At 40.6% G+C, this 13,533-nt stretch carries 12 protein-coding genes; 7 read left to right on the forward strand and 5 right to left on the reverse strand.

Annotated elements, in window-relative coordinates:
* The 3 genes from MHH60_RS06895 to MHH60_RS06905 all read left to right on the forward strand — a co-directional run bounded on the left by MHH60_RS06895 (position 1) and on the right by MHH60_RS06905 (position 2,178).
* On the forward strand, positions 1-957 hold the full coding sequence (locus tag MHH60_RS06895) for a quinone oxidoreductase family protein (RefSeq protein ID WP_036682403.1): 957 nt from the start codon (positions 1-3) through the stop codon (positions 955-957).
* Between the two features lies 1 nt (position 958).
* Positions 959-1,393, forward strand: a complete 435-nt coding sequence (locus MHH60_RS06900; RefSeq protein WP_036682401.1) for a MarR family winged helix-turn-helix transcriptional regulator — start codon at positions 959-961, stop codon at positions 1,391-1,393.
* Between the two features lie 251 nt (positions 1,394-1,644).
* Complete coding sequence (locus tag MHH60_RS06905) at positions 1,645-2,178, forward strand: YceI family protein (protein WP_076105142.1); 534 nt, start codon at positions 1,645-1,647, stop codon at positions 2,176-2,178.
* 126 nt (positions 2,179-2,304) lie between these two features.
* Here the strand turns inward: MHH60_RS06905 and MHH60_RS06910 are convergent, their stop codons facing one another.
* The 5 genes from MHH60_RS06910 to MHH60_RS06930 are packed head-to-tail and all read right to left on the reverse strand — an operon-like array spanning position 2,305 to position 9,646.
* Positions 2,305-4,860 carry an FtsX-like permease family protein gene (locus MHH60_RS06910; RefSeq protein ID WP_051491238.1) on the reverse strand — a complete coding sequence of 852 codons (2,556 nt, stop codon included), beginning with the start codon at positions 4,858-4,860 and terminating at the stop codon, positions 2,305-2,307.
* 7 nt (positions 4,861-4,867) lie between these two features.
* Complete coding sequence (locus MHH60_RS06915; protein WP_036682398.1) at positions 4,868-5,581, reverse strand: ABC transporter ATP-binding protein; 714 nt, start codon at positions 5,579-5,581, stop codon at positions 4,868-4,870.
* Complete coding sequence (locus tag MHH60_RS06920; RefSeq protein ID WP_052097394.1) at positions 5,541-6,773, reverse strand: hypothetical protein; 1,233 nt, start codon at positions 6,771-6,773, stop codon at positions 5,541-5,543. The genes MHH60_RS06915 and MHH60_RS06920 overlap by 41 nt, the downstream gene beginning before the upstream one ends.
* 18 nt (positions 6,774-6,791) lie before the next feature.
* Positions 6,792-8,252, reverse strand: coding sequence for a radical SAM/SPASM domain-containing protein (locus MHH60_RS06925; protein ID WP_076132888.1), 1,461 nt, complete (start codon positions 8,250-8,252; stop codon positions 6,792-6,794).
* Positions 8,249-9,646: a radical SAM/SPASM domain-containing protein gene (locus tag MHH60_RS06930; RefSeq protein ID WP_076132886.1), complete on the reverse strand. Its 1,398-nt coding sequence runs from the start codon at positions 9,644-9,646 to the stop codon at positions 8,249-8,251. Before MHH60_RS06930 ends, MHH60_RS06925 begins: the two co-directional genes overlap by 4 nt.
* Before the next feature lie 673 nt (positions 9,647-10,319).
* Here MHH60_RS06930 and MHH60_RS06935 point away from each other — a divergent pair.
* The 4 genes from MHH60_RS06935 to MHH60_RS06950 all read left to right on the forward strand — a co-directional run bounded on the left by MHH60_RS06935 (position 10,320) and on the right by MHH60_RS06950 (position 13,492).
* A complete protein-coding gene (locus MHH60_RS06935) occupies positions 10,320-11,255 on the forward strand; it encodes a LytTR family transcriptional regulator DNA-binding domain-containing protein (RefSeq protein WP_076132884.1) in 936 nt (311 codons plus the stop codon).
* Positions 11,256-11,359: 104 nt separating this feature from the next.
* Positions 11,360-12,205: an ABC transporter ATP-binding protein gene (locus MHH60_RS06940; RefSeq protein WP_038573911.1), complete on the forward strand. Its 846-nt coding sequence runs from the start codon at positions 11,360-11,362 to the stop codon at positions 12,203-12,205.
* Positions 12,202-12,912, forward strand: coding sequence for an ABC transporter permease (locus MHH60_RS06945; RefSeq protein WP_038573909.1), 711 nt, complete (start codon positions 12,202-12,204; stop codon positions 12,910-12,912). The genes MHH60_RS06940 and MHH60_RS06945 overlap by 4 nt, the downstream gene beginning before the upstream one ends.
* A gap of 199 nt (positions 12,913-13,111) precedes the next feature.
* A complete protein-coding gene (locus MHH60_RS06950) occupies positions 13,112-13,492 on the forward strand; it encodes a FlxA-like family protein (RefSeq protein ID WP_038573907.1) in 381 nt (126 codons plus the stop codon).
* The last annotated feature ends 41 nt before the right edge of the window (positions 13,493-13,533 follow it).

Raw genomic sequence — 13,533 nt, forward strand, 5'->3', positions numbered from 1 at the left:
ATGAAGGCAGCAATCGTAAAGGATAAGGGGACGATTCCCGTAATGGGTCATTGTGATTCCCCTGTTGGGACAGAGGGGCTAGTTATAATTAACGTTACGGCCACAGCCTTGAGTCGAGTTAGCAAGTTCCGTTCAATGGGTATGCACTACTCTTCTGAAGTTAACTTTCCAATTGTAGCCGGTATCGACGGTGTAGGAACTTTGAAAGATGGGTCTCGTGTTTACTTTGCGCTGCCTACTGCACCATATGGCAGTTTGGCTGAGCAAACAATCGTCAACGAAAAGCTGACTGTCCGTTTACCAGATGGTATTGATGATCTCACTGCTGCCGCTATCGCCAACCCTGCTATGTCGTCATGGGCTGCATTGGTATTTCGAGCTGGTTTTAAATCCGGTCAAACTGTATTGATTAATGGCGCTACTGGTGCATCCGGTAGTTTAGCAGTTCAGATTGCTAAGGGTCTGGGGGCCAAGAAGGTCATTGTAACAGGACGCAACGAATCGAAGTTGCAAGCACTTGAAGCTGATGAGGCTATTGCATTTGATATGACAGCCGACAACGGTCAAAAAATGTTTGAAAACGCCCTAATGCCAGTTATTGCTGAAGGTGTTGATGTTATATTGGATTATCTTTGGGGCGACAGCGCACTCGCTATCATGTCAGCTCTTGTTAAGGCGAAAACGGATCGTTCAACTCGTTTTGTAAGCATTGGAACTTCATCTGGCCAAGAAAGCATTCATTTACCTTCATCTCTTTTACGCTCATCAACAATCGAACTCGTAGGTAGCGGAGATAAGAGTGTTTCTAAAGCTGATATGCTATCTGCTGTTAGAGGTGTCTTTGAAATGGCTGCCGAGGGGAAGATAAAAATTACCACAAAAGAGTTCGCTCTAGAAGATATTGAAGAGGCTTGGAATGCCCCGCTAATGCCTCGTCCTGTTGTAAGGGTGAAATAAAATGGAAAACGATATTTTTAAAGCACTGATCGATTTAGTTTCCATTATCAATAGGCCAGACCGTGATAAGAAGATGATTGCTAATGCTGGCGTAAATTTGGAAGCAGCAACCTTTCGTGTCTTTGTGGGCATCGTGCATCTCCAACCGACTAGTGTTGGTGATTTGGCCGCCATGATGGGAAAAAACTATTCGAGTGTTAGCCGGCAAATTGATAAGTTAGAAAACGCGGGGTTGGTTCATACGTATCCATCAAGTGCAGATTCCCGCATTCGTGTGTCTGAATTGACGAAAAGCGGGGAGGAAATCAATGCAATGATTAGCCTCACCCGTGAACGCATTTTGCATGAAGCTTTGGATGACTGGACTCTAGAGGAAAAGAACAGCTTATTGAATAACTTAAGGCGTTTATTTGAATCGTTGCAAAGATTCGACTAGTTGCAGATTATGACTGTTCACACACAGCTCAATGTTTATTGCGATGGTGGATATTCGGGTAAAAGGAATTACGGATTCAATGGGGAACCATTCTGAAATCGGATTTACGAGGAAGCCGCAAAAATGCTAAAACGCTACTGACACAACGTTGTCAGTAGCGTTTTTGTATATTAGGGGTATAGCGAGTAGCGCAGTGTTTTGGAGATAGGGTGACCTTGCTCATAATCTTATTATAGAGGTGGAATTTATTCATGAGTAATATCAAATGGGAAGTGGATCCGGACCACAGCTCCGTCGAGTTTTCGGTGACGCATTTAATGATTAATAAAATCAAAGGAGTATTTGAGCGTTTCCAGGCGATCTTAAGTTTTGATCCCAACGAGTTAACAACTATGGGTATTCAGGCTTCCATAGACGCAAATAGTATCACAACTCGCCAAGCGCAGCGAGATGAACATTTGAGGGGCGACGACTTCCTTCATGCTGCCAAGTATCCAACCATTGCGTTTCAAAGCACCAACTGCGTCTTTGCTGGTGAGCGGCAATATGAACTTACAGGCAATCTAACTCTGCATGGAGTAACCCAATCTGTTACTTTTCATACTGTATTTGAAGGACTAAACAAGGACCCACGCGGACGGGAACGTGTAGGATTTCATTCAACAGCCAGTATTGATCGTAATGAATTTGGTTTGAAATTCAACTCGCCTCTGGAAACGGGTGGAATTATAGTCGGAAATGAAGTGAGGATCGAGCTTTGTATTGAGGCAATTAAAATACTGTGAACCGTATCACAAATTAATGTATTTTTACACCAAACGTAGTTATGACAAGGTATAAAAAAATCCCTCTCTGCGTAATAGAGAGGGACAGTAACTATTTAAGTACCAATTCATTAGAGCCTTATTAGATCATAACTGGTTGGTCTGTAAGAGCTGCGTAGGTTTAGTAAGCAGAGCAGGCCTCGCCGCTATCCAAGCCACTGAGAGTGTGGTTATAACACATAGGCCAATCCCATAAATCACCCATTTAACATCAACCAGGACAGGTAACTTGAACATAAGTTTTAGAGCTACAGTCGTTAACAACAAAGCTATCCCTGTACCAGCAGTTCCTGAGACTAAAGATAAAACAAAGTTCTCTAACAAGATTGACCGTAATGTCTTACCATTGGATACTCCCACTGCTTTGATGATTGCAATTTCTCTGCGTTTTCTTAAAAGGCTTATCACAATTTGATTCCCGATGGTAAGTATCGCTGTAATGAAGGCAAATAAAGTCACTATAGAGAAGAATACACTTATCATACGTATCATTGAATTTAAGCTTTCGGAGGCTGTACTTGATACTGAATACGCCATAGCGGATGCTGGAAGTACACCGTTTAATTCAGAGAGTAAACCCGTAGTCAGGGTCCCTCCGTCAATAGAAAACATTACCCGGTTAGGCGCCCCATATTTAGACAATATATCTTTAGTTGTTCTCATACCTACTGTTTTTACGAACCCTGATTCAAAAAAGCCAACAATTTTGAAAGGAATCTTCTTTTCTCCCATTGTAACTTCAACTGTATCGCCTGTCTTAATTCCCAACTGTTGATAATCTTCCAATAATAATGCGGTCTTGTGCGATGAATCATCTTCTATAAGGTCACGTCCACCAATAATGGAATAGGACCTTGATGCAAGTGAAGGGTCAACACCTTCAATGCTCAATTTATTGGAAGCGAAGAACTTATTCCCGTCTGACTTTTGCTGAAAAAGAGAAGTTGCTTCACTTCCGTTAATTGAACTTAAAAGACCGTTCATCTGGACACCCTCTGTCCACTTTTTAATATCGAGAGATTGAAAAGCTTCCTTGACTGCTTCAGACTCTACTAAGGAGCTTGTGATGAGTAGATTTCCTTTGGCCTCGGTCTCTAACTGTTGACTGACAGACTGAGTTAAGTTATCAGCGAAAAGTTCGCTTGATACTGCTGATGCAACACCAACACTCAAGATAAGAGCCAATAGTCCGTATCGTTTTCTTCCAGATGATAAATTATGAAAAGGGATAAACCAACGAGGAGAGATGAGTTTCCTCATGCTTCCAACCACTCTGAAAATGAAAGAGAAAGCAGAAGAACATACCTTCACAAATATACTTACCAATATAATAATCAGTAGAATCCCTAAAAAAGATAGAACGACTCTAGAACTAATGGATTCGGTTGAACCCAGAAAAAGTGTTTTTTGTAAGTAGAATGCTACAACTAGCGAAATCAGTAATAATAAGAGTCCTCTTTTCCAAAAGCGTACCCGATAAGAAGGGATCTGATGGTTTCCTTCAAGCAATAGCTGCATAGGAGAGACGATGAGCATTCCTTTTAGAGGAATCCATGTTGATATCAGTGCCATTAGCATTCCTACTGCGAAGGTAACAATTGTGACTTTCCATGAAAACTCCCAAGACAACGGTATAGCTAACATTTTGCCTACGTAAGAAGTTAACCAAGTACTCACTAGAAGACCTGTTACTATTCCAGTAATAGTTCCTATCGTCCCGATAAGAATACCTTCTGTTAAAAAGGTACCGGCAACTGAGCGAGAGCGTACACCTATTGCCTTCATAACTGCAATATCGCGCATTCTAGTGCTCATTGCCTGCTTCATTGTATTTGAAACTGTCAAAGCGCTGATTCCCAGTGCAAGCAGACTGAACAATTGTAAAAGTAAAAGAAGGGTCTTGGCTTGAGCCAAGCTTTCGTCTGTCCGCTCTTTCGTGTCCGTTAGTGTAGCACTTGGCAGATGCTTCTCAAGTTCTGCTTGCCAAGAAGTCTTTGGTGTGCCCGCTTTCCAATGGATAAGAATTTCATTTGTGCTTCCGGCTGGAGCGTTTAGCAGATTAGCTGCTTCATTCAACGGAAGATAAGCAGCTCCAAAAATATCCGCATCTCCGTAAGACTCTTGAACATTAAGTACTAATCCTTTTACCTTGTACTCATGCAGACTTCCATCAGACGCGCTCGGCAACCAAATTTTTTCTCCAACCTTTACCTGTAGGCGATCTGCTGCATTATCAGCAAGAAGGACCTCATTTGCTTGAAGTGAACGGATGCCAGGATATTGATTTTCCCCATAATAAGGGTAAGTCTTCGTATCAATTCCCTTCAAGATCACGCTTGTTGTTTTATTTTTGGATTGCACCATGCTCTGTCCGACATATGAAGATGAATGGCTGTCGATTTCTCCCATGTCTTGGAATATATCATTCACTATATTGCTCTGTAGTGGCTTAAGGTAGGACTGGACTAATACATCCCCACCTAATAGCAGTTTGGCAGAATTCTCAATAGAACGTGGCGCCAATTCAGATAATAGGAACATACTAAAGAAACTTGCACTTCCAATAATGAGAGACAATATAGTGAAAATTGTTCTTAATTTGTTACGTAATAAACTTCTCCCGGCAGAGCTCAGCCATATCATCAGATATTCACCTTCCTTTACTCAGACAAGGATCCTCAGTTTCAACCCTTCCATCTCTAATGTAAATCACTCGGTCGGATTTTGAAGCAACCTCTGGATCATGGGTAGCAATAATGAAGGTCATTCTCATTTGCTGTTTTAAGCGGAAGATAAGGTCAAGAACTTTCTGTCCGGAATCACGATCTAAATTGCCGGTTGGCTCGTCAGCAATGACTAGAGAGGGCTTATTAATCAGAGCTCTTGCAATAGCGACACGTTGCTGTTGTCCGCCGGATAGTTGATTAGGCAGGTGCTTCATCCGATCGCCCATCCCCACAAGCTTCAACATTTCTTCTGCTTTTTTACGTATTTCACTATGTCGGGTGCCTTTGATGCAGAACATGGGAAGCATTACATTTTCAAGAGCGGTCATTGTAGAGATTAGATTGAAGGATTGAAAAACAAACCCAATTTTTTGTGCGCGATAATCAGAAAGTTTTTCTTCAGATAAAGATTCGATTGACTTACCCTCAAGTGCGATTTTCCCTGTACTAGGCTTATCTAGGGATCCCATAATCCCAAGCAGGGTTGATTTTCCGCTGCCGCTGGGTCCCATAATGCTTACAATCTCACTTTTGTAAAACTTCAGATTTATTCCCTTAAGAACAGATATTATGCCGGCTTCGGATTCGTACTCTTTGTTAAGATTTTGGATGGCCAGAATCGGTTGTTCTACAATCAACTGAATTTTCCTTCTTTCTGTTAATTTTTTTAATAAGTAATATGGTGAAATGAAGAATTAATATCACAATCACTATCAAAAGGCCTTTGAAGTTTGTCCAGTTCCAAGAATGAAAGAGGGAAGTAAATGAAAAAATAAAACGTAACATATACATTAAAGCAATGCTGAAAACAATTAAGTATAAAGAGGAATACGCTAAAAACACTTTCTTGTAAGTACTGCTCATATTGATAATATTTAATCTAAATTTCTCGCGGAAAAGTCGTTTCCTACATACATATCCCAATAATCCTTGTTTTACCAATGTAAAAGTTCTAGTATGCAGGTTGGGAATTCCGAGGATATCTGTAAGTACCCAGAAACCATCAAGACGTAATAATGGATTTAGATTGCTAATAATGGAAAGCAAAATAAAATGGTTGGCAGTAAATAGTATATTGCTCCCTGTTATTATAGATGATAATTCATATATAATAAATATCCATAATTGAAAATATATACCTCCAAGGTCGATCACTACTCGCTCTTTTCTACTTGCTTTCCAAGCATCACTCAAATCCACGAAAAGAACAGGGGCTAAAAAAAACAATCCGATCCCCATATCTCTTGGTTTAACATTATATTTAAAAGCCGCCACTGTATGCCCAAATTCATGGAATATAGCCGAAAACAAAATCATGAAAAAAGTAATAATCCAAAAAAGATAAGAACCTAAATCTGCTTTATTTGCAGAAAGACTTAAATTTATTATGTAGTTGTAGAGGGCAATACTCATAAGAACTCCAAAAATACAAATACCTTTTAAAGAAAAAAGATGCTGAAAGGGTTGGGAACAGCCTTCCAGTCGGCTTGCATTTAATAGTGGAGTACGAAAACGGATGGCCGAGGAATGTTCTGCTATTTTTTCGCTCCCTACAACGATACCCTTCTCAGTTAGAAGATGTTCTAATAAATATTGTAGCTCTTCTAAGCGTGGGGCAACTTCATATTTCTCTAATAATTGCTCAGAAATCTCTAAAAGCGACTTTTTTCCGTCCATACAGTTAAAAATAGTTAAAATCTTTTCTGTTACTTTCATTTGTAGACCATTGTCAAAGTGAACTAAATAGCGAGCCCCCTCTTCCCAAACATCCATTTCATGGATAATATAGGGTATCAATTGGGGATATTTTGTTGCTGCTATCGCATTCATAATTATCCCCCTCTTTCTTTAGACGGTACCCAATTCTTCGAAAAGGTGTTTATTATGTTTGATATAAACATCTATTGTTTCATTGGCATAATTACAATAGGGCTTTGTAATATCTCCATTCCTCATTAAATTGGCATAAGCACAACCACCACCACAAAAGAGAGAGATAGAGCATTCCGTGCATTCCTTGGAATCTGTAATTCCCCGGTCCCATTGCTGATGAGCTTCAGAATTCAGCTCATATTTTGGGAAAAATGATCCAACGGCGGTCTCTGCACGGCCTACAGAGTCGGGACAGGCATAGATAAGTCCTTCTGTCCCAAATGAATAGAAACGTTGTTCGCGCGCGCTGCATTCTTTAAAATGTGGAACACTAGTGACCCCCGAGGAAGTACAAGCATCCATATCGTCCATCCTGCTCCAATCAAAAGATCGGATCGTGTTTCTAATTCGTGAGGTGCGCATGTTTATCACTGATCCCAGTCTTGCGTTGTATTTATCAATAAAAGAATCCAAGTCGCCGAACATTTCATATAGGGCTATCAACAGTTCATGTTCAGGTAAGTGGTCGGGCATTGGTTCACTGAAGTGATTAGTAACAGGCGTGACTTGCCAACCAAAGTGGGGGAACTTATTCCAGCCCTTTTGTTCAATGAAATTAGCCAGTTCGACCAGATGACCCAGATTGTCTTTGTTAACATTTGTCCTAGTAGCAACGGCAAAGCCTCGTTCCAGGGCCATATCAATATTTTGGACTATACGATCAAATGTTCCTTGTCCACCAGCCATGATACGCCGTTTATCGTGAACAGCTTTGGGGCCGTCAAGTGAAATTTGAAAGAAATCCCATTGGTCACGGTAAGGTTGAAAAATATCTAAAAATTGATGCAAGAATGTCCCGTTAGTAATAGCGCACATACGGAAACCATATTCATTAACAGCACGTTCTACCACTTCTTTAACTGTATTTTTAGTCTGCGGAAGAAGTGGTTCTCCTCCATATAAAACCATACGATGTTGTGCTCCTATGAAGCGGCCACGATTTTCTTCCATTTTAATAATTTGAGTAATAGCTTCGAACATTTTGGTTATTTCATCTGAGTCTAATGCATGATTATGGTCATGAATTTGATGGCCTTGATAGCAATAGGGGCACCTTAGATTACAAGCATATGTTGTACAAACATTGAAGGTCATACCCCATTTACTCTTTGCCGTCATTTTTTCCATTGCATCTTTAACTTTAAAAAGTATTTGTTGTTCTTCTGCAAGGCTATGAAAGATATACCCTCTTTTTTTGAAAAAAGTAAGTAGTTCAACCTCATCTTGATTATCTCGTTGCAGATTAGTCTGTTCAATCCGATCTAGCCGTTCCTTTACTAGACCATCCACTACATCTACTGCTCCACTAAGAGAATTAATCAAGATATAATTCCCATTGTTAATAGGATGAATAGAATTATATGTGCTTTTGATCATGATTTAACCTCCTCGTATTGTGCAGCTTCCTCCTGCAATTCGTGTAGATATTGACCAAGCATGTTCTTTGCATCCGGACAACAAGGAAGGTCCAGATCTCCGTATGTTGATAAAGCTTGTGCAGCGCAGCCGCCGCCGCAAATCATTGCTGCAGAGCAGTCTTTGCATTTGGGTATTTGTAGAACATTAAAATTTCTCCATTGGTCAAAAACGGGTTCCTTTGTAAAAACAGGGGAGAACTGGCCGATGCGATATTCTGATTTTCCCACTAAATCCGGACATGCATACATATTATTATCAGGTCCAAAAGCATAGGTTTTTCCTTCAGTAGCCTCACAGTAGACAAGTTGTGGCGAAATAATCCCAACTCTATCTTGTAATTCAGGATCAAGTAACATGCCTGTCCGGAAGAAACGGAACATTTCAGGACTAAGGCCAATCTTCTTTTGTTTTTCAAGTTCTGTAAAGTTAGGGACGTGTCGGATTAAAGACTTTGCAATCTCATAACCTTTCATCAAAGTAGAACTCAGACCTAGACAAGTATGATCTGTTACAGGAGCAAAGGTTATTGAGAAGGAAGGATGCCCGAAGAAGCCGCATTGATGATAGTACTTTATTAACTCAGGTACAGTTTTAATATTAGTTTGATCTATATTAATCCGGATCATAACAGGGATGTTACGGTTTAATAATTCATTAACGCCTTGGTGTATCCGTTGAAATGTACCCTGTCCTCCAGATAAAAAGCGCCGACTATCATGTATTTCCTCAGGGCCATCGACAGAAACCATAACACTTAAACAATCGCGAAAGCGTTCTAAAATGTCGGCGTAAGCTTTCAAGTGATAACCATTTGTATTACAACCGATTATAAAATTTCGGTTTTCCGCTTCTTCGCAGATTTTTTCTACCATGTTCTTGGCGGGAGGTAAGAGGGGCTCACCTCCGAATAGGTTAATTAATCCTTTGTCCATTCCGCTTTCTTTATGCAGAATATCAATTGCGGAAAACGCATGCTCTATTTGTTCTTCGGTAATGAAGCGTGTACTCTCATGAAGCAAATGATCTTCAAAGCAATATGTACAACGAAAATTGCAGGCATAAGTCGGACAAATAATATAATGCATGAATTGATCATAATTCATGATTTGTGATGCTTGGTTTAATCGTCGCTCCTTATCTTCATTATTCTCAAAAATGTAGCCTCTCCTCAATAAGAACTCGATATCGTCTTCTTTAAGCTCAGGCGGGTAATTAGATAGTTCCCAACTCTCTGCTGAATCCAGTAAATCAAGCATTTCTGCAGAGAAAAAATCTACAGCACCTGTCAAAGTATTGATAACAAGGTTTTTTTCATCAAACTCATATCTTAAATGGTATTTATTTACTATCATGATATTTTCACCTCTATACAATTTTGGAATTATTAAAAAATATTGTTTAATTGTATAATTTATTGTGAATCACTTATATTGGGTATTAAAGAATTATTCGTAAAAAAAAGCCGCAGAGAACGGCTTTTTTCATCGACTCAAATTTGGAAACAACAATTCCAGCAACAAAGATTAATGCAGGCCATTTCGTCACGATTTTCCAATGTTTCTACCTGATCAAATAATTCTGTCCATAGATCCTTGTCGTCGTTCACGGAGCGAGTTTTGAATTGATTTTCACTCGACATATGTAAACCTCCTTTATATTATTTTTATCTAGAAGAAAGATGCTTTTAGATAAAATTGTTAACCCAAACCTAATGACATCCATTGATTCTTTAGATACCCTAATAACCCATTTATTTACAATGTTATTCTATAATTTTAAATCTACTTATTATGTGAATTTAGTCACAAAATCAAAACTCTTCCAAAATTTTCGAAATAAATGTATTAAATCTCAGTGAGGAATTTAAGTTGAGGGAATTCCTGCTCACTAGAGATGCGGTAAACTAGATGCCTTGACTACTAATATTTGCATTAAATATTACCTAAATCGTATTTATCGAGGAGGAAATAACAGGAACAAAATTGAAAAAGTATACCCTATAGCAGCACTGACCGGGAGGATGGCATGCAATTTCAACCAATTTATTATAATGGGGAATTATTTCTACCGAAGATCGAATTAAATATGACACCGAACCAATCGGTTGGCATCATAACGGACTTGAAGCGAAAGCAGCTTTTAATGAATCAATTAGGGGATCATTCCCAATATTATTTATTTCAGGCTGGGCAAAACGAGTATATGCGTTTAACGGTGGAGGAACTAATCACTTTTCTAATCAGAGTAACGGAGAGGAATGAGCGTACCGCTTCGTTGATAGATTATTTTGCTTTAAAAGAAGAACGGAAGGTAAAGATCAAGGATCTAAGCTCATCGAAAAGGATGTATGTGACATTGCTGCGTGTCTTTTTTGCGCATCAGCCTACACTTGTACTGGAGGAACCCTATTTTTACTTGGAAGAGCAAGATTGTCGTCAACTCAAACGGATTCTGGATGATCTTTCTCAAGAAAAGCAGATTTTAATTTTAACTTCGAATTTAGAGGATGCCCTTATTTCCTGTGATGCCATTTATCGGTTGAACGAATCGGGATTTCATCCATTGGATATTCGGGACTTCGACGAGGATAAGCAGGAAGTACAGAAACAAGACGAGGCCAATATAACCTTGCAGAAGATCTCTACCAAAAGAAATGATAAAGTGATTTTATTTAATCCGCCTGAAATTGATTTTATAGAAAGTGTAGAGGGGTCAATCCTTGTTCATGTGGGCGGTGAAAATTATGACTGTGCGTTGACGCTGACCGAGCTCGAGCAGCGATTATTAAATTTCGGTTTTTTTAGGTGTCACCGATCTTACATTGTTAATCTGCAAAAAGTAAGAGAGATTATTACATGGACGAAAAATAGCTACAGCTTGCGATTAAATACAGGTCAAGATGCCGTGGTTCCGTTATCCCGTTCAAAATTGCCTGAATTAAAAGCACTTCTTAACATTTAAAGGGTACCATTCAGGCGCTTACAGCTACATTTCGGCGCGTTTTGATGGCAGGAAGCATGTAATCTGTATATGTTTAAGCCATCAACACTAAGGATGTGGAGTTAATGAATGTTATCCGGGTAGAACGTATCCATAAGAGATTTGGAGAAAAGGATGCGTTAGCAGATGTTTCTTTTTCAATTCCTAAGGGTGAAATTTTTGGTTTCCTTGGCCCGAGTGGCTCAGGCAAAACAACATTAATTAAGATTCTAACGGCACAGTTAAATCCGACAAGTGGACAGGCAAGTGTATTTGACCAGCCGGCGGAGATGATGCAGCAGTCTGCTCAGAAGATGCGTTTTGGCATTTTGACGGATAACAGTGGTCTATATGAGAGGTTAAGTATTGAGGAAAATCTGGAGTTGTATCGTAAGTTATATGATCTTCCCAAATCTGCGGTCGACAAGGTGCTGCAGTTTGTAAACTTAAGCGGGGAGCGCAAAAAGAAAGCTAACCTCTTATCCAAAGGGATGCGTCAGCGTGTCATGCTGGCATGCGCGATTATCCATGAGCCGGAATTATTATTCCTGGATGAACCAACTTCGGCTCTAGATCCGGTAAACACAGCACATATCTATAAAGGCTTACGCTACTTAAATGAGAAAGGAACTACGATTTTTCTGACTACGCATGATATGTCTGAAGCAGAATTGATATGCAACCGTGTAGCGATTCTGTATCAGGGTCAAATCCAAACCATCGGTTCACCGAAGGAACTTAAACGGCAGCACCGGGAGAACGTAATTAGTGTGGACTTAATCAATGGGGAAACCTACGAGCTCCCGATCGATGAGGGGGCGGCTGACCAAATCGCGGATTGGATGAAGCGGGGGCTAATTGACCGGTTAGAAACGAAAGAGCCAAGTCTAGGTGATATTTTTATTAAAATGACAGGAAGTGAGCTACTATGAGTATCTCATACAAACGTGCCCGGGCGATATTTGTGAAGGATTACAAAGAGTTTTCACGTAACTACGCGCTGTCCATTATGCTGATTTTTCCTATTATTATTGCTCTGATTTTCAAGAGGGCAGGTGCGTCTTTACCTGGAGCCAGCGGTTTTCTTTTTAATAGTTCGTTTGTATTGCTAACATGTTTCGCACAAGCCTGCTTGATTGCGGAAGAGAAGGAACGTAACACTTTACGGTCATTAATGATGACACCGGCTACGACCATGGATGTACTAATCGGTAAAAGCAGTTTGGTCTTTGTCATGTCTGCTGTTGTTCTCGCTATTTCTACATTATTATTTGGCTATGAGCCAGCTAATATATGGGCATTTGTGGCAGTAATCATTCTTTCGATTATTCTGTACACTGCAGCCGGGACGATCTGCGGTTTATTCTCCAAGACGTTGCTTGAATCCTCATTATCTATACTCCCTGTGGCGTTCATATTTATGGGGGCACCGTGGGGAGAAGTACTAGTGAAGGATTATCCGGTCTTCAAAGTGCTGGATTACATGCCAAGCAGTCAGCTTGTGCATCTGCTGGGTCTAAGCAATACAGGTTATACGACGGGCGATGTAGTGAAACCACTCCTCATTAATTTGGCATGGACGGTTGTGCTAACAGTAGTGTCTGTCATTTTATATCAGCGGCGGTTGAAGGACGAGTAAGGGAGCTCTGAAGGGACTTTAGCCAGCCTTCGGTGGGTCTTTGGTAGGGTTGAAACAAGCCGACTGAGACTATACGACGATTATTTTCCAATTGAGGCTGTGATGTTGTCATGACGGGGCCTGCCGGGTAATAAAGATGATTAGAACTTTCAAATTTGGCTGATTTTGGATTGGGAGTCAAGGAAACGGGGGAAAGATCATGGCGGCACAGACAGTATCAGGCATCAGCTCCGTACAGACCATTGCGGCCTACGGCGGTACACAGAGTGATGTCAGTTCTCTGGAGAAACAGCGAAACCGACTGATGATGGAACTGGATAAAGTGAATGCGGCACAAGGAAGTGAGATGCAGACTCCTTATCGCAGGGAGCAGCTGCAGCGGCAAATCCGGCTGCTGGAGTCCCAACTGGTACAGAAAAGCGGGAGCAGTACCTCCGTAAATTTTGTGCCTGCTTCTCCGCTTCAAGATCACCTCCCCCTTTGGGGAAATGAAGGAAAGGGAGGCCTCAAGGGCATCGGCCTGACTGATCCCCGGACGGCGACGGTGGACGCGGAGGGTCATTTCGACGCGTTAATTTAGGCAAGCGAGCGAAGGTGCGGAAAGCGTCAGGTGATGAACTG

This window comes from Paenibacillus sp. FSL H7-0716 (genome assembly GCF_038002705.1).
GTDB classification, from domain to species: Bacteria; Bacillota; Bacilli; order Paenibacillales; family Paenibacillaceae; genus Paenibacillus_AQ; species Paenibacillus_AQ odorifer.

What these genes read in the sequence shown, in the direction of transcription:
- MHH60_RS06895 (WP_036682403.1), top strand. Translation starts at nt 1, where the DNA reads ATGAAGGCAGCAATCGTAAAGGATAAGGGGACGATTCCCGTAATGGGT.
- MHH60_RS06900 (WP_036682401.1), top strand. Translation starts at nt 959, where the DNA reads ATGGAAAACGATATTTTTAAAGCACTGATCGATTTAGTTTCCATTATC.
- MHH60_RS06905 (WP_076105142.1), top strand. Translation starts at nt 1,645, where the DNA reads ATGAGTAATATCAAATGGGAAGTGGATCCGGACCACAGCTCCGTCGAG.
- MHH60_RS06910 (WP_051491238.1), bottom strand. Translation starts at nt 4,860, where the DNA reads ATGATATGGCTGAGCTCTGCCGGGAGAAGTTTATTACGTAACAAATTA.
- MHH60_RS06920 (WP_052097394.1), bottom strand. Translation starts at nt 6,773, where the DNA reads ATGAATGCGATAGCAGCAACAAAATATCCCCAATTGATACCCTATATT.
- MHH60_RS06925 (WP_076132888.1), bottom strand. Translation starts at nt 8,252, where the DNA reads ATGATCAAAAGCACATATAATTCTATTCATCCTATTAACAATGGGAAT.
- MHH60_RS06930 (WP_076132886.1), bottom strand. Translation starts at nt 9,646, where the DNA reads ATGATAGTAAATAAATACCATTTAAGATATGAGTTTGATGAAAAAAAC.
- MHH60_RS06935 (WP_076132884.1), top strand. Translation starts at nt 10,320, where the DNA reads ATGCAATTTCAACCAATTTATTATAATGGGGAATTATTTCTACCGAAG.
- MHH60_RS06940 (WP_038573911.1), top strand. Translation starts at nt 11,360, where the DNA reads ATGAATGTTATCCGGGTAGAACGTATCCATAAGAGATTTGGAGAAAAG.
- MHH60_RS06945 (WP_038573909.1), top strand. Translation starts at nt 12,202, where the DNA reads ATGAGTATCTCATACAAACGTGCCCGGGCGATATTTGTGAAGGATTAC.
- MHH60_RS06950 (WP_038573907.1), top strand. Translation starts at nt 13,112, where the DNA reads ATGGCGGCACAGACAGTATCAGGCATCAGCTCCGTACAGACCATTGCG.